Below are 19365 nucleotides of genomic sequence, written 5' to 3' on the forward strand. Positions count from 1 at the left end.
CCTTCTACCACAGAATGTTTCTATTTTGGAGATATCTAATGGGAATTGCTGGGGGATTTTGTAAAAATACTTGAATACCAGGAACTTTAGCAAGTTGCGATCGCAGATTCTGCAAAACTTCTGTAGCGCTAGCGGAGCGTTGATTTCGTGGTTTCAAGCGAATAAACAAACTTCCCGAATTACTCGCTACCGCCGAGCCGCTACCAGTAGCACTAGAACCAGCGCCGATATTCGAGTTGACTGCATGCACATCCGGGTTTTGACTGATTAAATTAGCTACCTGCTCCTGGTGATTCACCAAGTTTTCAAAGGAAGCATCCTGGGCAGCTTGCGTAATTCCCGTAAGGCGTCCAGTATCTTCGCTGGGAATAAAACCCTTAGGCACTACCGCAAACAGTCCAATGGTGACTATCAGCATGGCAGCTGATAAAATCATCGTAGTGCGGTGAAATTTTAAAGCTTTTTTCAAACTCCAATCGTACAAACTGAGGACTTGATCAAATACAGCTTCACTTGCCTGATACAATCGGCTTTGACGTTTGTGGTCTACAGGACGCAGAAAACGACTGCACAACATTGGTGTCAGACTCAAGGAAACAAAGCCGGATACCAAAATAGAAACGGCAATAGTAACTGCAAACTCATGGAATAATCGTCCTAATAAATCGCCCATGAATAACATGGGGATGAATACTGCCACTAACGAAAGCGTCATGGAGAGAATTGTAAAGCCAATTTCTCTTGAGCCGTTTAAGGCAGCTTCTAGGGGATTTTCACCCATTTCGAGGTGACGGACAATATTTTCCAGCATCACGATCGCATCATCCACCACAAACCCGACAGAGAGGGTTAACGCCATCAGTGATAGATTATCGAGGGAGTAGTTGAGCTGGTGCATCACAGCAAAGGTGCCAATCAGCGAAACCGGTAAGGCTAAACTAGGAATTACCGTTGCCCAAAGGTTCCGCAAGAAGAGAAAAATCACCAATACCACTAAACAAATTGTCAAAATCAGCGTAAATTGCACATCGTCTACTGAGTCTCTAATAGACTGAGCCGCATCGAATAAAATACCAACTTCCACGGAAGCAGGAATTTGGCTCTGTAAACTAGGAAGCAATTTTTTAATCGTATCGACAACCTGCACTGTATTGGTTCCAGGTTGCCTTTGAATGCTGAGAATAATGGCGCGGGTATCATTATACCAACTGGCTACTTTGTCATCTTCTACACTGTCAATTACCCGCCCCAATTGCTCCAGATAGATGGGTGCGCCATTTTTATAAGCCACAATCAGTTGGCGATAAGCAGCCGCATCCTGGAGTTGTCCGTTAGTCTGGATTGTAAAGTTTTTATGCTCTCCGGAAAGACTACCGGTGGGTAAGTTGACGTTTCCCTGTTGAATTGCTGTTTGTACCTGTTCTAAGCCAATTTGTCGCACCGCCAAGGCTTGGGGATCAAGTTGAATGCGAGCTGCATACTTTTGGGAACCGTAAACCTGCACCTGGGCTACACCATTAATTGTAGATAGCTTTTGTGCTAAATAAGTTTGGGCATAGTTATCTACCTGGGACAGGGGTAAGGTAGGAGACTTGAGGTAAAGGTAGAGAATTGGTTGATCGGCGGGATTAACCTTGCTGTAGCTGGGGGGATTGGGTAAATCGTTGGGAATTTGACCGGAAACTGCTGAGATTGCAGCTTCTACATCTTGAGCAGCATCGTCAATACTCCGACTCAATTCAAATTGTAAGGTAATTTGGGTTCTGCCCAAAGTGCTGGTAGAGTTGAGAGAATCGAGTCCCGCAATGCTAGAAAATTGTTTTTCTAAGGGACGGGCTACCGATGCAGCCATTGTTTCGGGATTAGCCCCTGGTCTAGCTGCGCTGACCTGAATTGTGGGATAATCAACACTGGGCAAATAGCTAATGGGCAATGAGCGATAACTCATCAAACCAAAAATCAAAATACCTGCCATCACCAAAGTGGTCATAATGGGACGGCGGACAAATAGTTCGGAAATGCTTGGACTGAGGGAAGTCTTCACGAGTCACCCCCTGCTGGCTGATGACGGCGATGTCTTTTTGGTTGTGGGGAGTTATTTCCCGTATCATTGCCGCTATCTACATTACCAGGTGTTTTGATGCGGATTTTGCTACCAGTAACGAGATTCCCTTGACCATCGGTGACAACTTTATCCCCTGGTTGTACTCCTTTCTCAATCACATCTAGGCCATCAATAGTGCTGCTGACTGTGACTGGGGAATTTTCCACCGTCATATCTGGCTTGACGACAAACACAAACTGTCCATCAGGTCCATTCTGTACCGCTTGGGCGGGAACGACGGTAGCATTTGGTTTCTGGGTTAGGGTTAGTGTTGTGTTGACAAATTGACCAGGAAATAAGCGTCCCTGAGTATTGTCAAAATCACCAATCAGTTGAATCGTCCCCGTAGAATTATCAACTGTATTATTGACAAAAGTTAAAGTACCAGGTATGGGATTATTTTTACCGCCGAAGGTGACATCAACCTTGAGCTTGCCGTTTGAGCTATACTGTTGCAGCTGGGGCAGATTTCCTTCTGGGATGGAAAAGGAAACTTGAATTGGGTGAATTTTGGTAATTGTTACCAGGGGATTTGAGCTATTGGCCTGGACTACATTGCCCACATTCACCAGAATATTGCCGGCGCGACCATCGATAGGCGCGTAAATTTTGGTATAGGATGATTGCACTTTCACATTATCCAAGGTTGCTTGGTCGGTACGCTTCACCGCTTCGGCATTCTGGATGGCTGCTAAATCGCCCTTAACCACAGCTTGAGCATTGGCGATCGCCACTATATCGCCCTTAACTACCTGCAGTGCATTTTGGATAGCGATTTTATCTCCTTGTACCACAGCTTGAGCATTGGCGATCGCTTCTCGGTCTGACTGTAGTGTTGCCGCAGAGGCTTGATCATTGGTAGAGTATTGTTGAGCTTGATCCTGGCTGATAGCACCATCCTTGTATAACTGACTGTAACGCCTGCTTTGTGCCTGGATGTATTTTGCTTGGGCTGTATCCTTGGCTAAAGTTGCCTGAGCTTGTCGTACTAATCCCTGGTCTTTGGCTAAGGTGGCTTTGGCTTGTTCTACCTGTCCTTGGTCTTTGGCTAAGGTGGCTCTGGCTTGTTCTACCTGTCCTTGGTCTTTGGCTAAGGTAGCCCTGGCTTGTTCGATTTGTGCTTGGTCTTTTGCTAGTACCCCTTGAGCTTGTGCGATCGCAGCATTTTGCGTGCGATCATCCAGGGTAAATAAAAGCTGTCCTTTTTTTACCGAAAAAATGGGTAAAAGCCCCGTCCTTCTAGGACGGCTTTATATTTTCTAATATTGTTTTATCTGCAACATTCCGTGATAAAATACTCTGATGATAGTAAGAGAAACCAAGCTACTAAACGGAACCCTGGAGCAATACCAAGCTCTTGATGATGCCATTCGCGCTGCCCAATTCATTAGAAATAAAGCGGTTCGCTACTGGATGGATAACCAAGGGGTTGGTAAGGCTGACTTATATAAGCTGTGCAAGGACTTAGCACTTGAATTTGACTTTGCTTTAAAGTTAAATTCCGCAGCGCGTCAAGCCAGTGCCGAAAGAGCTTGGGCTGCTATCTCAAGTTTCTATAAACGTTGTAAAAAGCAGGAGAAGAAGAAAGGTTATCCCAAGTTTAAAAAGCATTGTCGCTCTGTAGAATATAAAGTATCAGGCTGGAAACTATCTGATGATTGCAAGATTATTACTTTCACGGATGGCTTTAAAGTTGGGTCTTTATCTGTATTCTGCAATTCAGCCACGCGAGAAGACCTTCATAGACTTAAAATTAATCGTGTCCGGGTAATCAGAAGGGCGGATGGGTATTATGCCCAATTCTGTTTTGACGCTGACCGTAAAGAAGTTGGGGAATTCACTGGCAATGTCGTTGGGTTAGATTTAGGGTTAAAATATTTCACTAAAGACCAAAATGATAATGTTGTAATTTATCCCCAATTCTTGAGAAAGTCTGAGCGTAGACTAGCCAAGGCTCAGAAACGGTTGAGCAAAAAGTTTGTTAAAGGTAAAAAACCTCAGTCAATTAATTATCACAAGTCGCGGAAACGATTAGGTAAAGTTCATCTAAAAATCCAAAGACAGCGTAAAGATTGGGCTATAAAGCAAGCTCGATGCGTAGTGACATCTAACGATGTCGTCGTATATGTTCGGCGAAGCCGTTGCCGAAGGCTAGATTTGAAGATTGCGAACATGGTCAAAAATCATCATTTGGCTAAATCGATTTCTGACGCTAGTTGGTATCAGTTCACTCAATGGCTAGACTACTACGGAAAAATCTGGGATAAGGTAGTGGTAGCAGTAACGCCCGCTTACACCTCCCAAGATTGCTCTAATTGTGGACATAGGGTGAAAAAGTCACTCAGCACCCGAACTCATTCATGTTATAACTGTGGGGTTGAAATATGCCGTGATACGAACGCGGCAATTAATATCCTCAAAAAAGGAATGAAGATATTAGGAGTTGAGTGGCAAAACAACAGTACCCAAGGGCATTGGGAATCTGCATCGCCAGATGAAAAGCATGGGGAGAAGACCGCCAATACTATTGATGGGAAACTTAATATAGCAAGCGGATTTCTGTGAACCATGAATTAGAATCCCCGTGCGTTCACGCCGGGGAGTATGTCAACTCTTGACCTTTTTGGAAATGAACGCCTATGATTCGTCCACTGGCTTGAGGCGTAATTGCTACCGTAGACCCCGATTGTACATTACCAATCGCCTGCAATTGCACCGGCACGGTTTTTTGGGTGGCGATCGCCACCGTTACTGGTGTTGCTTGCTTCCCCCTACCGCCATCTTTACCAGGTTTGTCTGACTTGGTAGCACCGACATGCATAATAATAAAGAAACCCAAGCCCGCCAATAACATCATGCCTAAAATGAGCAACGTAGTAATGCGCTGGATGTAGCCCATGCTGTCGAAGAACGGGTAACAGAGTTAGCGAAGGCTTTTCCACCCGGAATCAAAGCCGAGTTGGCTTTTGATACCACTCCCTTTGTGGAAATTTCCTTAGAAGAGGTACTACACACCTTGGTTGAGGCGATAATTCTCGTCGTCTTAGTCATTTTTGTGTTTTTGCAAGACTGGCGCACGACAATTATTCCCACCGTGGCGATCCCGGTTTCCTTGGTTGGGACATGCGCGGCTTTGTTAGTTTTAGGTTTTGAACGCACCCCATCTAAATCGGAGATTATAGATGGGGATTCTTACGCTATGCAGCTTTTAGACTACGCAGCGTTCCCAGAGTTACTGGCGTTCTCAGTGTGTCGTTAGAGGATGTTTGAAAAGTCCGGTTTCATGTGTCCTGGCGATTAGAAATCGCGGCTACACAGACAAAACCTGCACTTCTCTGCGTTCGCGCAGCGTGTCGCAGACAGACGCTACGCGAACGACAAGCTCAGTGACCACCTCCGCAGGTTGGAAAAACCTTCTCTACGTAGCCTTCGGCGTCGAAGACAGACGCTACGCGTAGCCTTCGGCGCTCGTAGAGAAAATATTGTGTTAGTCCACGGAGGTGGACTTTGCTTGTGTAGTTGTCACCTTCATTCGCCCAAAACTTTTCAAACATCCTCTTAGACAATGCGAAACTTGTTCAGTCGGGGGAGTGTCAACATCCCAAAATGTGATAGAGATCTGGTTCAAATGTTCCGTGCATCGTCAAAACTAGAGCGTCGATTAAGGCTTTGGCTTTAAGCAGGGTTTCTTGAAACTCCATTTCCGGCTCAGAAAGGGCGATAATTCCGCCACCGATACCAATCGAGGTTTGATCAGCAGTCAAAACAGCAGTCCGAATGACAATATTCAAATCGGCTGAACCATTCAAGCCTAAAAAGCCGATCGCCCCAGAATACACTCCCCGCGCCTCTTGTTCTAGTCGGTCGATAATTTGCATGGTGCGGATTTTGGGCGCACCGGTCATCGATCCCCCTGGAAATGACGCCCGCACGCAATCCACGGCTTGTAGGTCTTTTCGCAATCGCCCCCGTACCGTTGTCACCAGCTGATGTACTGTTGTATAGGTTTCTACATTCATTAATTGTGGTACGTGAACACTACCAACTTCACAGACTCGTCCTAAATCATTGCGTAACAGATCGACAATCATCAGATTTTCAGCCCGGTCTTTTTCGCTGTTGCGTAGCTTTTCCCGTAGGACAAAATCTTCTTCGGGGGTTTTTCCTCGCGGTAGGGTTCCTTTTATGGGCTTAGTTTCTACCCATCCTTGGCGATCAATCCGTAGAAATCGTTCTGGAGATGAGCAGGCGATCGCCAGATCACCAAAGCGCAAAAATGCCGAGTAAGGAGCGGGATTGATTTTACGTAATGTGCGATAGAACGTCAATGGGTCAGGGGTAACATCGCTGTGAAGCTGATTCGTCAAGCAAACTTGATAGGTTTCCCCTTCGTGAATTTCGTCCAAGCACTGGTGAATATCTTGGATGTAATTTTGGTAAGTACGACTTAACCGGAACTTAACTGGTTGAGAATTTTCCTGGGGTGCTAGGGAAGAAACAGAACCTAGATTTTCTAGTTGTTGTTGGATAGTATCAAACCAAGTTTCTACCTGTTCTGTTTGTCCTTTTTTGATTAATTGTAGCAAATAAATACACTGTTCTTGGTGATCGATGATAATCATGCGATCTGCAAGTAAGAAAATAGCATCGGGTAAAGGTGAGGAATGGACTAATTGCGCTCCACACTCTGCTTTAAGTTCATAGCCAAAATAGCCAACAAAACCACAGTTAAAATCAAATGGTAACTCATCAGCTTGACAACTTCGGCTGTGAATTTCTCGTTTGAGAAACTCGAAAATACTTTCGCTGCGACGGGTCACGCTATCTGACTCTGTGATCATGAGTTCTTGCGTTTTGGTATGGTAACGTACCAATAGGCTGTTTGCTCCATTTCCATCACCCATAAAAGAGAAGCGCGACAGACCAGGTTCCACACGATTACTGTCTAACCAAAAGCCATTTGTTGCTTGCTCAAACAAATTGACAAATATTTGTTCTGTATCCGGGCAAATATTTAGTTTGCGTGTGTGAAGTTCAAACTTTTCGGACTGTTCTTGGTTGGGTTCATCTATGGAAGGACTAAGAGATCCATATCCTGTCCAATACTGCTTTACTGAACTTCTTGACGATTTCTCGGTAAATTGCAGCGTCATATCTCTAAAGTTTTCTAATAATCTTCGTCCATATTCTGTACAAATAGACTCTGGGTGAAACTGCACACCCCAAAAAGGTAGATGTCTATGACGTAATCCCATCACCAGTCCTTCTTCTGTCCAAGCAATTTTTTCTAGACATTCAGGTAGTTCATCAGCAACTAATAAAGAGTGATAGCGCACTACAGAAAACTGACTGGGAATGCCTTGGAATAATTCTGAATCATTATGATAAATTTTACTGAGTCTACCATGTCGAACTTCTGGTGCATGAATCACCTTTCCACCATGTAGATAGCCAAGTCCTTGATGTCCTAGACACACTCCCAGCAAAGGTACATCCACATTTTCAATTATCTGTCGGGAGACTCCAAAATCTGTTGACCTTTCTGGACGACCTGGCCCTGGAGAAATCACAATATTTTCAAATGCTATTTCTCTCAATTCATTCCAGTTTAGTTGATCATTCCGAATTACCAGAGGTAGATCACCATTTACCTCGGCAATCATCTGGTAAAGATTGAAGGTATAAGAGTCATAGTTATCAATAATTAATGTTTGCATACAAAATTAAATGAGTAATGAGTAATGAGTAATGAGTAATGAGTAATGAGTAATGAGTAATGAGTAATGAGTAATGAGTAATGAGTAATGAGTAATGAGTAGTGAGTAATGAGTAATGAGTAATGAGTAATGAGTAATGAGTAATGAGTAGTGAGTAATGAGTAATGAGTAATGAGTAATGAGTAATGAGTAATGAGTAATGAGTAATGAGTAGTGAGTAATGAGTAGTGAGTAATGAGTAATGAGTAGTGAGTAATGAGTAATGAGTAATGAGTAATGAGTAATGAGTAATGAGTAGTGAGTAATGAGTAATGAGTAATGAGTAATGAGTAGTGAGTAATGAGTAGTGAGTAATGAGTGGATTATTTTTTATTTTTCTTTCAACTTGTTGATTGAAGTTGTTAATATCTTAATAATTTAGGACTTACGCATTGACAAAAAACACAAAATATGGGCTGCAAAAACCGGAGATGTCGTAATAGTCTGTCAATTTTGTTTTGAGGGATTTTTGGTAGTGTGAGCGTCTCGCTCACGCGGGCAAGATGCCCGCACTACAGTCCATCATTTTTATCTTGACAGAGTAGTAGGGGTAAAGCGCATTGCTAAACCCCTACAACGCGGGTCTGTTTACCATCAAAGTAATAATTAATCAAAGCCTGAAACAACGTATTTTGGTAAATGCATACCATGCCAAATTTGTACAGTGCGTAAGTCCTATAATTATTTCATTACTCATTACTCATTACTCATTACTTATTACTCACTCAACATATCTTGTAGCCGAGAGTAGGATTACCACTCAAATCCTACTCTCCGTACGCATCTGCCCGGAGAGTAGGTACTTCTCCCTATCTCTGATAAGCCTCATTTATATCTCACATAAGCTTTTTTTTGTCAATGCCTGTTGACTATTTGTAATAATGTTGTTAAAGTAATTTACATAAGTTAACCAAACGGGGCAAGCAAACCATGTATACCACCATCAACGAAAACGGCATCCTCAACAACTACGCAAGTGAACCCGAAATTTACTATGCTGCGTACCCTTCAGATGAACAGCAACGTCGCTATGCTTTCCAAGGTGCAGTTGCTGCTATATTCGTCAGCGCTTTGGTGTTATTGGCTTGTGCAATTAACTAAAATTTTCCTTGGCAATTTTCCTTTGCGAGCAGGTATATACCAATCCTAAATGACTTACTAATTTGGCACGGTCAAGAGTCAAGGGTCAAAAGTCTGGGTTTTTGGACTCTTGACTTTTGATAACCGCTACGAAAACAATATGACACTTGCGGTAAGTCCTAATTAAAAATTCTCCCATCAACCTCAGTTAGACTCTGAGGTTTTTTTGTTTTGGATGAGTTTTTTGGGAATGCCTATGGCATAATATCGTCGAGTTTGAGTTTTAAGTTGGGAAATAGAGAAGAAAAAATAGCATCTCCCAAGCGATATTGTTGCTGCTGATATACGCCATTAACTAGGTGACAGATTGTCAAGGTAGACTGTTTAGGATTACCGATAAATTGCAAGCCACCCAAAGCGCGAAAATCTACAATCCAATATTCTGGTATTTTAATAAAAACATATTCTTCAACTTTTCTGGCATAATCATCCTGCCAATTGGTACTTACAACTTCAGCAACTAACTGAATAGTATTGCCATTACAGATAATAGGTTCTTTTTGCCAAAGTGGTTCGTTGCTGAGTTTTATTTTGTCTAGAACAATTACGTCTGGACGCAGTGCTGTTGCTTCAGCAGCAGGTGGTTTAATCAAACAAGTTTTTGGAATCAGCCAGTTGAAATTAGAACGAAGAATTTCAGCATAAATTCTCCCAGCAATATTTCCAGAAACCTCTTCATGTGGACCTGTTGGTTCCATATCACGTAGTTCTCCGTCAATGAGTTCGTAACGTGAGTTGTCCCCATACTCGACTAAAAATTGCTCGAAAGTGAGCAGTTTGAGTGGGCTATAAGTCATAAATTCATTTTGGTGACAGGAGGTGGTTTTATTTTAACGAACCTGGAAAACAACTCTACTGGGATTGCTTCCAATAAGGTTTAGATAAACCCACCTCAAATCTTGCACCTTCTCAATCAGGCTTTTTGGCGTCTAATGTTACCGTCAACTGAACAGTTTCAAAATCCCGCTGACATCAACAGCTAATTTTTGCCCCAGCTTGAGCAATTGACGATATTCATGAGGATCTTGATTGTTAGTAACAGCGGCGACACACAAAGGTACTATTTGATTGTGCAAACAGCTGAAGTACAGTTCTTGGGATCGATACAAGGAGAGTCCAAGATTGAGCTGATATCCCACATCGATTAAACGTTCTAAACGTTGGATATCTGCATCTAAGGTGCCATTGGGATCATGTAACAATTGCCAGAGCAATCGCACAATCAACTGTTCTAAAATCTGTTTGCCTTCGGGAATATTCAGCTGACAATGCAGATGCTGGGCTTCAGTGGCGATCGCCTCCAATTCTACTATGTGATTAAGAGTAATTTGGGGTTCTGTGATATCTTGCTCCAGCGATCGCAATGTTGTTTGACAGCGATAGCCTAAAGCAATCTCCGCTGCTACCTGTAATTCTGGCGGTACAGTGAGTTCATCCCGATGGAACGCCATAAGGACGCCGTAATTTTCCCGATATGCTTGGGTATATAACTGGTCTAAACGTGTCAATGTTTCCTGACTTAGTAGCCGCATAATCCGGTGGCGTTCCTCAGCAAATAGATTCTGCAAGCTGAAAGCCTCTTCCCCAAATAACTGGGTCATCGCCAAAATAGTTTGAGCCGCACTAGCCTGTTTAAGAGAGCCAAACAGCTTTTCTTTCAATTGGCTGTAGTCACGTCGCCCAGTAAATTGTTGAATACAGCAGTGGAAATCCCAACCGCCTAAATGGAGAACAGCAAATACCAAATTTTCGCTTTCCCAGGTAATTTCTGACACTAGCTTCACATTACCTACCGCCAGCGTCAATGATCCCAAGCGTTGTAACTGGTAATCCAACTCATTAGTAGAATAGCAATAAACACGCTTTTCTCCAGTTGTGAGTGCTGAGTGGTGATTGCTAAAGAGGGAAGTAATGGCGTAATGGGCGGCTACTTGTTTAAAACCAACTTGGGCAGTCAGCACCTGTTGACGGTAAACTTCAGCACCATGCTTAAAGTAATCGATATTACTGGGGGCTAAAGCCAGGCGCTTGAGGAAACCTTTTTCCAACTGCACACCCGCCACATCTCCCGCCAATTCCAATGCACGGGCGGCGTAACGCATGATCTGCGTTCCTTCAGGGCGGGATAGTTCCTCAAAAAACCAACCGCAACTGGTGAACATCAGCAAAGCATGACGCTGCATTTCCAACAGGCGCAAAGCGTCTACTTGTTCAGCGGCTGTCAGCTTGTGGGTTTGATGGCGTCCGAGAAAACGGCTAACATTGGCAGAAGAGCGATCGCGAATTACCTGAATATATTCATCCCGTGCTAGCCAGGGATCGCGGAACAACTGCTTACCATGTTGCTCATATACATCTATCAGTTGATCTCGCAGCCAATTTAAGGCATTCCGCAGGGGGCGGCGCCATTTCTGATGCCAAACACCGCCTTCACCACCACAACCACAGTCATCTTGCCATCTGTCTACACCGTGGGCGCAACTCCAGGCGGTGATGGGCTTCAATTGAACTTCCCACGTGGGGGTATTTAAACTGAGGTAGTGGGCAAAGTTTGTTACTGTCCAACCGTGATGCGGAAACTCACCGATAAAGGCGTAGGCTAAAGTTTTCTCAGTACCTTTCTTATGGTGTCCAAAGGTTTCCCCATCGGTCGCCACAGAAATCAATTGCGCGGGACGATGATCCCCACGGACTGCTGCACCGATGCGTCCTGCGAAGTGATGGGAATTATACACAACATCACTAAAACCCATATCCCGCGAGATCGGACCATCGTAGAAAAAGATATCAATGTAGGGTTGGTCATTTGACGAATGACTATCCTTCAAATAACAACGATAGGGGCGGGTGGGATCAATCTGACTACCGCCGACTTCATGCCATTCGGGATGGGGATGATGCTTGCTGGGTAGGGGACGACAACGCTGTGCTTGAGATGGTGCCAGGACAATAAAGCGAATCCCTTCTGCAACCAGGGCTTCGAGAGTGGCATAGTCTACAGCGGTTTCTGCTAGCCACATACCTTCGGGATCACGACCAAAGCGGGAACGGAAATCTTCTACACCCCAGCGAATTTGGGTGTATTTGTCCCGTTCGTTCGCCAGGGGCATGATGATGTGATTGTATACTTGGGCGATCGCATTTCCATGACCTTGCAAACGTTGGGAACTCTTGACATCTGCCTCCAAAATCCGCTGATAAACCTCCACATCGTGGCGTTCTAGCCACGACATCAGCGTCGGACCGATGTTAAAGCTCATATACTCGTAATTATTCACGATCCCCACCACTTCGCCCCGGTCATTCAACACCCTGGCAAAGGCATTTGGGCGATAGCATTCCCAATGAATCCGCTCATTCCAATCATGGAAAGGTGCAGCACTCGCTTGACGTTCTATCGCGTCCAAATAAGGGTTTTCCCTTGGTGGCTGGTAAAAATGACCATGTACCGTTACGTATACACCCTTCGCCGTTCTCAGGGGATCGGTCTCGATGGTGTGTTTGTCCTCATGGTGTGACGTAAATGTAGAGCCAGAGCTAGCTGGCAGTTCAGCAGCAGATGTCATGTATTTTTATCCAAAATTAAAAAAACTTGCAGTTGCGCCAAAATGACTGCCCATAAACCTTTCTACAGCGGCTTCAACACAAAATCCGGTATAGACGAAAACTATGGTATACAAGCAGGCGTTGCGAGAAGGCGGTTTCAGTATAGCGGGAAATCTGCGTTATCGTACAGCCTTTTACCAGAAGGCATCAAATCATTAGCCGTTGAACAACGCCCCAGATAGGAAGTTTTTTCTTTACCAGTCCAATAAATTTAATTGTCTTTTAATATATTAAACCGCATTTTTGGGTTAAAGTCCTCGACGCAATTCATACTTTTGCAACAAAAGATTGCTAAACCTACGTAAATCGCAATCTTACTTTACATATCCGGCTCAAAAATCGAAACCGTATAATTTCTCCACTGCTCTATTGGAAGGTTGAAAGTATCCTAGAGTCTGAGTGCAGTATTCTAATAACCGAATTTGTTACTTAGGCGGCTTAAGTCTTGGGAATTGGGAATTTGGAAGTCTTTCATTCCCCAATCCCCAATCCCGATACGTTAATATATTCGATTCATCACAGGCTTTCGTGAATGATCCCCTCAACTCCAGGTGACAAATGTCAGTCAAAAATCTTGTTTTTCTCGTGCTGTTGCTGTTTATCCCAGTTTCCTTAGCCGCCAACTTTCTCGAATGGGGAGACTTGATAGTTTTCATCACGGCCGCATTAGCGATTTTACCCTTAGCCGCTTGGATGGGTACAGCCACAGAAGAAATTGCTGTAGTCGTTGGCCCTTCCTTGGGAGGGTTATTAAATGCTACCTTTGGTAATGCTACAGAACTAATCATCGCTTTAGTGGCTTTAAACGCTGGGTTAGTAGATGTAGTCAAAGCCAGTATTACGGGATCAATTATCGGTAACTTACTACTGGTGATGGGTCTTTCGATGCTTTTGGGTGGACTGCGGTACAAAGAACAGAAATTTCAACCGATTGTAGCGCGGGTGAATGCTGCTTCGATGAATTTGGCGGTGATAGCCATTTTGCTACCCACAGCGATGAACTTTTCTGCTAAAGGAATTAGCCCACAAATCCTGCAAAATCTTTCCATCGCCGTTGCTGTAGTATTAATTTTGGTTTATGCATTAACCCTACTTTTTTCGATGAAAACCCACTCCTATTTGTATGACGTGGGTATAGCAGAGACAGAAGTAGAGGAAATACCTCATAATCAACCAAATATTTGGTTATGGAGTGGTGTGCTGCTAGTATGTACTCTTTTAGTAGCATTAGAGTCAGAATTTCTCGTTGATTCTTTGGAAGTAGCGACATCTCAATTAGGTTTAACTTCGTTGTTTACCGGGGTAATTCTGGTACCGATTGTTGGTAACGCCGCTGAACACGCCACAGCTGTCACCGTCGCCATGAAAGATAAAATGGATCTTTCTTTGTCCGTGGCTGTGGGATCGAGTATGCAGATTGCTCTATTTGTCGCTCCCGTTTTAGTCATAGTAGGCTGGGTAATTGGTCAGCCAATGGATTTGGATTTTAAACCCTTTGAATTAGTCGCCGTAGCTGTCTCAGTGTTGATTGCCAATAGCATTAGTTCTGATGGTAAGTCCAATTGGCTAGAAGGCACGTTACTATTAGCTGCTTATACCGTTTTGGGCTTTGCTTTCTATTTCCATCCAGTGATCGATAGCATCGGTTAGTTGACGCTCCCACAGCTGATAGCTGTGGGATTTTTAAATCATAATATCATTCGGTTTATTGTCATAGACTTATACCAATTCAAAAAATCTTTACAACACATCGATAATCTGTAGGGGCGCAAGGCCTTGCGCCCCTACCCTATCTGTCCCATTCTTTTTTAAAATTGGTGTTACTTATCAATCAATACGCTTGGTATTAGCGCTTAGGTTGGCTCTACGTTCCTCAACTAAACCTAGGATTCTCCTTAACACCAAGCGTATTGTCCTACATATAGAATTATTATCTTATTTTTGAATTAACCTGGTATTTTTTTACCAAAAAAGTTTATTGTCCGCATATTCAGTATGACGATAAAATACTGAACTGCTAAATTAAACAGCTTTATTTATGGAATTTCAAACAATACCTCTCTAGGTATATCTGCTAGATGTTATATCCAGGATTTTATACAATACATTGCTGCATTAATCCTTGGATTAAGTGCTATATTTTACAAATAAATAGTGTGGTTATAGATTAAAATTTCACCAAGATAAATAATAGGAAGTAGATTATAGATACTAAGGAGGAAAGCAAATCTTATTGTCAAAATTTCTCTCTGGAAAGTTATTACATATTTTTTCATTGGTCAGTAATAAATATTCCAGAATAGCAGGAATTTTATTTTTCAAGAGAAATATAGGTTTTAGTAAAATCAACTATAATGAGTGAAATTGGCCTGCCGATGACGGGCATGTTAACAACAGGACAACCATCTCCGCCCAATGGGGCGGTGGAGCGACCAATGCAGCTAGAAAATAGCGTGCAGGAGTCTCTACAGGGTGAGTCATCTGTGTTAGTTTCCACTGCTCAAATTGCACCACCAGAATTCATCGAAACAGATGGGATTTCCCAAACTACAGCGTCAGCGCTCACCCTGAAAAATGAAAATATCCTTCACAAAATCACAAAAAAGCTTCCGTCTCTAGACGCCTCTAGCTTACCTAATTCCAATGACTCCCCAGCACTCGTAGCCGACAGTGCTGCAGTTGCGTCAGAATTACCAAAGTCTCATAGCCAACCTTTACCAATTTTGCGTTTTGGTAGTTCAGGTACTGCTGTCAGACTATTACAAAAGCTATTAATTATTAACGGCTATATGATGCAAGTTGATGGAATTTTTGGTCCGCTGACAGAAACTGCTATCAAAGCATTTCAAAATCGGCGTAAATTAATAGCGGATGGAATAGTTGATCAAAGAACTTGGGAGGAGTTGACAAATTAGTCATTTGTCAAAAGTCCAGAGTCCAAAGTTTTGACCCTTGACCCTTGACTCTTGACTCTTGACCCTTGACCCTTGACCCTTGACTCTTGACTCTTGCTAATTATCGATTTTTATGCTGTTCTAACAATTGTTGTGCCCTGGGCTTGTAAATTAAATAGAACAAAGCCTCGATATAGCGCAACAAGTCTTCTCGATTTTCTTGAGATGTAAAGTTCCAGAAGCCATAAATTCGTGCTAATGATAGCAATTTTGTTGTGTGAATTTTCCAGGTATAGGTGCTGTAAACTCTGTCAATAGCTTCTTGGGAAATTTCCTGCCAATATTGAGGATTATGTTCGCAAGTGGTGACAAAATGTAGAATTTTGGTGGCGATTTCTTCTAAATTTGTGGGATTAATGTAAAAGCCATTCACTTGATCCTGAATAATTTCTAATGGACCACCAAATTGTGTTGCAAAAGTGGGTAATCCAGAAATCATCGCTTCCAAAATTGTTAAACCAAACGCTTCAAATAACGCTGGTTGAACAAATATTCCTTGGTGGTCGGCGATGACTCGATAAATTTCGCCAGAATCAGTTTTAGATAGACGCACAGCCAGCCAGCGAATTTTTCCGTGGAGATTGTACTCGTCAATGATGTGATAGAGTCTAACAATTTCGTCTCGTTCTTCGTTGTCGTCTGATTCTTCAACATGCAACTTACCCGCTACTAAAATTAAGTTGCAATGTGCTTGCAATTCTTGACTTTTACCAAAGCATTCTGCTAGACCTGTGAGGTTTTTAATTCGGTCGAGACGCGCCATTGAGAAGATAGGGCGTTTGCTAGGATCGTCGAGTTTACCAAAGATTTGCGTAGGGTCGTCTAGGGTAAAGAGCATTTCTGTAATCCGCTGGCGATCGCTCTCTACTCGGTCTTGATTTTGCAAGTAGGGAAAATAGTAATTCTCATTCACTCCCGGTGGTACAACATTAAACTTGGGACTAAATAATTCTATCCCATTGACCACATGGTACAAATCCGGCATTGTGAAGCATTTGTAAGACTCATATTGTCCTACACTATCTGGTGTTCCGGCAATTTCTTGGTAGGTGCTACTAATGACGAAATTAGCAGCATTCATTGCCAGTAAATCAGCAGTAAATTGCAATGAAAAATGATATTTATCGTCCAAATCTTGCCAATATAGATTACTAAACAAGTATTTAGATTTTTCTAAAGCATGGGCAACATTACATTGAGTAACTTTCATCCGCCGTGCCAACAAAAATGCTACCAAATTACCATCAGAATAGTTACCAACAATTAAATCAGGTCTACCTTGAAATTCTGCCAACAGTTCTTTTTCCGCATCAATGGCGTAGGTTTCTAGATAAGGCCAAAACTCAAACCGAGAAATCCAGTTTTGTGTTATGTTGGGATTGAATTCCCGTAAAGGTACGCGCAAAATCCAGGCGTTTTCTGTACCGTGAACTTTTTCTAGTCTTTGGTTACAAAGGGTGCCATCACTATTAGGAATTAAGCGGGTGAGAATAATTACCTTTGGCTGGACATTGAGTCCTTCTAACCCAGCTAAAATAACATCTTCTTGCAGTCGCTTTTCGAGAATTTTTGCCTGATCTAACACATAAACCACCTGACCCCCGGTATCAGGACGCCCCAAAACCCCCTCTTGACCAAACCAACCGTGGGGTGAAACCAGGACGATTTTAAAAATCATCGGGATGCGAGAAATGAAGGCTTCTAGGGTTTGGGGGTCGGGAGAATCTATCAATTCATCCAGAATGTTCAGGGTTTCTTGGACGCGGAAAGCCGTGTTACCCCAACCCGGTTCAAAACCCATTGCTTGTAATTGGAAGCGGAATTGTTCATAGGGTTCATCCCTAGAACGTACGCTGACAAAAGCTAGAGCTTTTTTGACTTGCTCAGAAAGTTGCTTTTGTGATTGAATGCGATCATTTATTAGCAGATGAATACCATTATATTGGTGCAGGCGCAGGAAAATAAATAAGCTTTCTAGCCATTGTTTAGCATCTTGAAATAACTTGCTGGATAGATAACGGTTGAGAAATTGTACTCCCTTACCAATATTTTTTGGATCACGCATGATCGGGGAGTAGTCATAAAAGGGGCCAAAATCAATTTCTAGCAAGTCGCCTTCATGGGGATGAAATCGATTTACCAAGCGATCGCGCAGATCTAACAGTTCCTGGACTGGAATCGGTTCAATACTCAAATCTGGCGTCACTCGATAAACTTCTTGACTAGCAATCTTCGGACGAATCACGAAATATAGGTTTGATTCATCTTGAATAATTTCTTGTGTATAGTAAATCAAGTTGCCTAAATAGGAACTAGTGTAAAATTTTTCTGATTTCTTCTGTTTAGAGCAATATTCACTATATACATTAACTATATCATTTCGCAGTAAGTACTTCTTCTCTTGCTGGCGTAACTCACTAATAAATGACCGCAAATCAATCTTTTCTTCGCTATCTAAAAGTGTTTGCAATAATTCAGACATAGTAATTCCACAAAATAATTGTGTATTTTTGTTGCAGCAATTACCAACACACCGCCCGGAAGCGAGATTTTAATAAGTCTGCATATTGATTTAAAATACCTATGACTCAGTATTTTAAAATCTGACTAAAAGTAGATAATTTTTGGTACTCTAGATAGATAAATTCCCTGTAAGCCTTTCCCTACAAAGATTGAGACATGTTTGATTCTTGCAAACTGAAATCAGAACTGCTGAAAAACAATAAACACTCTTGACAAAGATGACATGTATATACGCACTGATGCGGATGAGCGAGTTATATCATGTCCGGGAGCTTACCCATAATACCCGCAATGTAGAGACGTTACATGTAACGTCTCTACAGAATATTTTATTACTGCAAGACTTTTCAGACTATCTTGCAGGTTTTCACACGTATCTCGACTTCACGTCAACCGCCGCCTCATAAGTGTACCAAACAAGAGCGCCACCGCAGAACCCAGGATAGTCATCGGTTCAGGAACAGCTTGCAAATCGGCGTCACTCACTGTTAAAGTCGAATTACCAATACTATCCTCAACATCCACAACACCAATACCGATATTGTAATTCCCCGCAGTGGCAAAGCTGTAGCTGAAAGGTGTACTTCCTGTCAACGGGATAACAGAATTATTAATTGTGATAAAAGCGCTGTCAGTGTCACTGGTAGCGAAATTCCAGTTAAAGCGGAAAACATCGCCAGCGTTGATACTCGTAAAGGTTTTCTTAATTGCCGAACCTTGTGTAGCGCCAAAGGTAGAACCCACTGGATCTAGACTACCAGCAGTAATACCCAAAAAATCTTCAATAGAACCAGTCCCACCGCCAGTCAAAGCGGTGTTCACAGTACCTGAGTTGATAGCAGCTTGGCTATTATTAACGATGGTATCACCAATTGTACCCCAATTACTCAGGTCAATACTAGCTGCGTAACTTGGGTTAGCAATGGCGAGAGTACCAAGACTTAATAAGCTGGTAGCGCCGGCGGTGAACAATGATTTTTTGATTCCTAGTAACATGAAATTATACCTATTAATGTGGTTTTTCGAGAAAAAATCTGTAGTGAGGAGTTTAGTCCTCTCATATCTTGCAGCAGTCTTCAGGGACAAGTTTAATTACTAAGTATTTCTAGGGTTTCGCTGTGTGAACAGAGCCGCCAGGGACTCCAAGTCCCTGTCTCATAGCTTAAGTCCTCTATAAGAGGACTGAAAACTCGACTCAATCACGTCAAATACATCACATGCTTTTTGTTGATTCATAGTTTATGCGTCTTGTGCTTGATGTGAATTTTTCTCTTTTTGAGGG

At 42.7% G+C, this 19365-nt stretch carries 13 protein-coding genes and 1 pseudogene; 6 read left to right on the top strand and 8 right to left on the bottom strand.

The genetic code is table 11. The features are described from left to right. Positions 1 to 4: 4 nt before the first annotated feature. Together HEQ19_15110 and HEQ19_15115 are read right to left on the bottom strand one after the other, a co-directional pair. A complete protein-coding gene (locus tag HEQ19_15110) occupies positions 5 to 2044 on the bottom strand; it encodes an efflux RND transporter permease subunit (GenBank protein WZI67225.1) in 2040 nt (679 codons plus the stop codon). Next, positions 2041 to 3042 carry an efflux RND transporter periplasmic adaptor subunit gene (locus HEQ19_15115; protein WYM03427.2) on the bottom strand — a complete coding sequence of 334 codons (1002 nt, stop codon included), beginning with the start codon at positions 3040 to 3042 and terminating at the stop codon, positions 2041 to 2043. Before HEQ19_15115 ends, HEQ19_15110 begins: the two co-directional genes overlap by 4 nt. Before the next feature lie 79 nt (positions 3043 to 3121). Between HEQ19_15115 and HEQ19_31050 the strand changes: the two genes are divergently transcribed. Together HEQ19_31050 and HEQ19_15120 are read left to right on the top strand one after the other, a co-directional pair. Then, complete coding sequence (locus tag HEQ19_31050; GenBank protein ID WZI67226.1) at positions 3122 to 3250, top strand: hypothetical protein; 129 nt, start codon at positions 3122 to 3124, stop codon at positions 3248 to 3250. Between the two features lie 156 nt (positions 3251 to 3406). Continuing rightward, complete coding sequence (locus HEQ19_15120; GenBank protein ID WYM00644.1) at positions 3407 to 4669, top strand: transposase; 1263 nt, start codon at positions 3407 to 3409, stop codon at positions 4667 to 4669. 25 nt (positions 4670 to 4694) lie between these two features. On the opposite strand, the gene HEQ19_15125 is transcribed toward HEQ19_15120, so the two are convergent. Continuing rightward, positions 4695 to 5003: a hypothetical protein gene (locus tag HEQ19_15125; GenBank protein WZI67227.1), complete on the bottom strand. Its 309-nt coding sequence runs from the start codon at positions 5001 to 5003 to the stop codon at positions 4695 to 4697. Here HEQ19_15125 and HEQ19_15130 point away from each other — a divergent pair. Next, positions 4980 to 5255: pseudogene (locus HEQ19_15130) on the top strand (efflux RND transporter permease subunit). The gene HEQ19_15125 and the pseudogene HEQ19_15130 overlap by 24 nt on opposite strands. A gap of 442 nt (positions 5256 to 5697) precedes the next feature. On the opposite strand, the gene pabB reads toward HEQ19_15130, so the two are convergent. Continuing rightward, the gene (gene pabB / locus HEQ19_15135; GenBank protein ID WYM00645.1) at positions 5698 to 7821 is read right to left on the bottom strand and encodes an aminodeoxychorismate synthase; all 2124 of its coding nucleotides are present in this window, start codon (positions 7819 to 7821) and stop codon (positions 5698 to 5700) included. Positions 7822 to 8790: 969 nt separating this feature from the next. On the opposite strand from pabB, the gene HEQ19_15140 reads away from it, so the two are divergent. After that, positions 8791 to 8961, top strand: coding sequence for a ssl1498 family light-harvesting-like protein (locus tag HEQ19_15140; protein WYM00646.1), 171 nt, complete (start codon positions 8791 to 8793; stop codon positions 8959 to 8961). A gap of 233 nt (positions 8962 to 9194) precedes the next feature. Here the strand turns inward: HEQ19_15140 and HEQ19_15145 are convergent, their stop codons facing one another. Both HEQ19_15145 and HEQ19_15150 read right to left on the bottom strand, forming a co-directional pair. Then, positions 9195 to 9797 carry a Uma2 family endonuclease gene (locus HEQ19_15145; GenBank protein WYM00647.1) on the bottom strand — a complete coding sequence of 201 codons (603 nt, stop codon included), beginning with the start codon at positions 9795 to 9797 and terminating at the stop codon, positions 9195 to 9197. Positions 9798 to 9941: 144 nt separating this feature from the next. After that, a complete protein-coding gene (locus HEQ19_15150) occupies positions 9942 to 12566 on the bottom strand; it encodes a DUF3536 domain-containing protein (protein ID WYM00648.1) in 2625 nt (874 codons plus the stop codon). 598 nt (positions 12567 to 13164) lie between these two features. On the opposite strand from HEQ19_15150, the gene cax reads away from it, so the two are divergent. Then, positions 13165 to 14256 (top strand): calcium/proton exchanger, encoded by a 1092-nt coding sequence (gene cax / locus HEQ19_15155; protein ID WYM00649.1) that lies wholly within the window; start codon positions 13165 to 13167, stop codon positions 14254 to 14256. A gap of 704 nt (positions 14257 to 14960) precedes the next feature. After that, complete coding sequence (locus tag HEQ19_15160) at positions 14961 to 15521, top strand: peptidoglycan-binding domain-containing protein (GenBank protein ID WYM00650.1); 561 nt, start codon at positions 14961 to 14963, stop codon at positions 15519 to 15521. A 100-nt stretch (positions 15522 to 15621) separates the two neighbouring features. Here the strand turns inward: HEQ19_15160 and HEQ19_15165 are convergent, their stop codons facing one another. Together HEQ19_15165 and HEQ19_15170 are read right to left on the bottom strand one after the other, a co-directional pair. Continuing rightward, positions 15622 to 18042 (bottom strand): sucrose synthase, encoded by a 2421-nt coding sequence (locus tag HEQ19_15165; GenBank protein ID WYM00651.1) that lies wholly within the window; start codon positions 18040 to 18042, stop codon positions 15622 to 15624. 425 nt (positions 18043 to 18467) lie between these two features. After that, positions 18468 to 19079, bottom strand: a complete 612-nt coding sequence (locus tag HEQ19_15170) for a PEP-CTERM sorting domain-containing protein (protein ID WYM00652.1) — start codon at positions 19077 to 19079, stop codon at positions 18468 to 18470. Between the last annotated feature and the right edge of the window lie 286 nt (positions 19080 to 19365).

The sequence above is a fragment of the Gloeotrichia echinulata CP02 genome (genome assembly GCA_038087035.1).
GTDB classification, from domain to species: domain Bacteria; phylum Cyanobacteriota; class Cyanobacteriia; order Cyanobacteriales; family Nostocaceae; genus Gloeotrichia; species Gloeotrichia echinulata.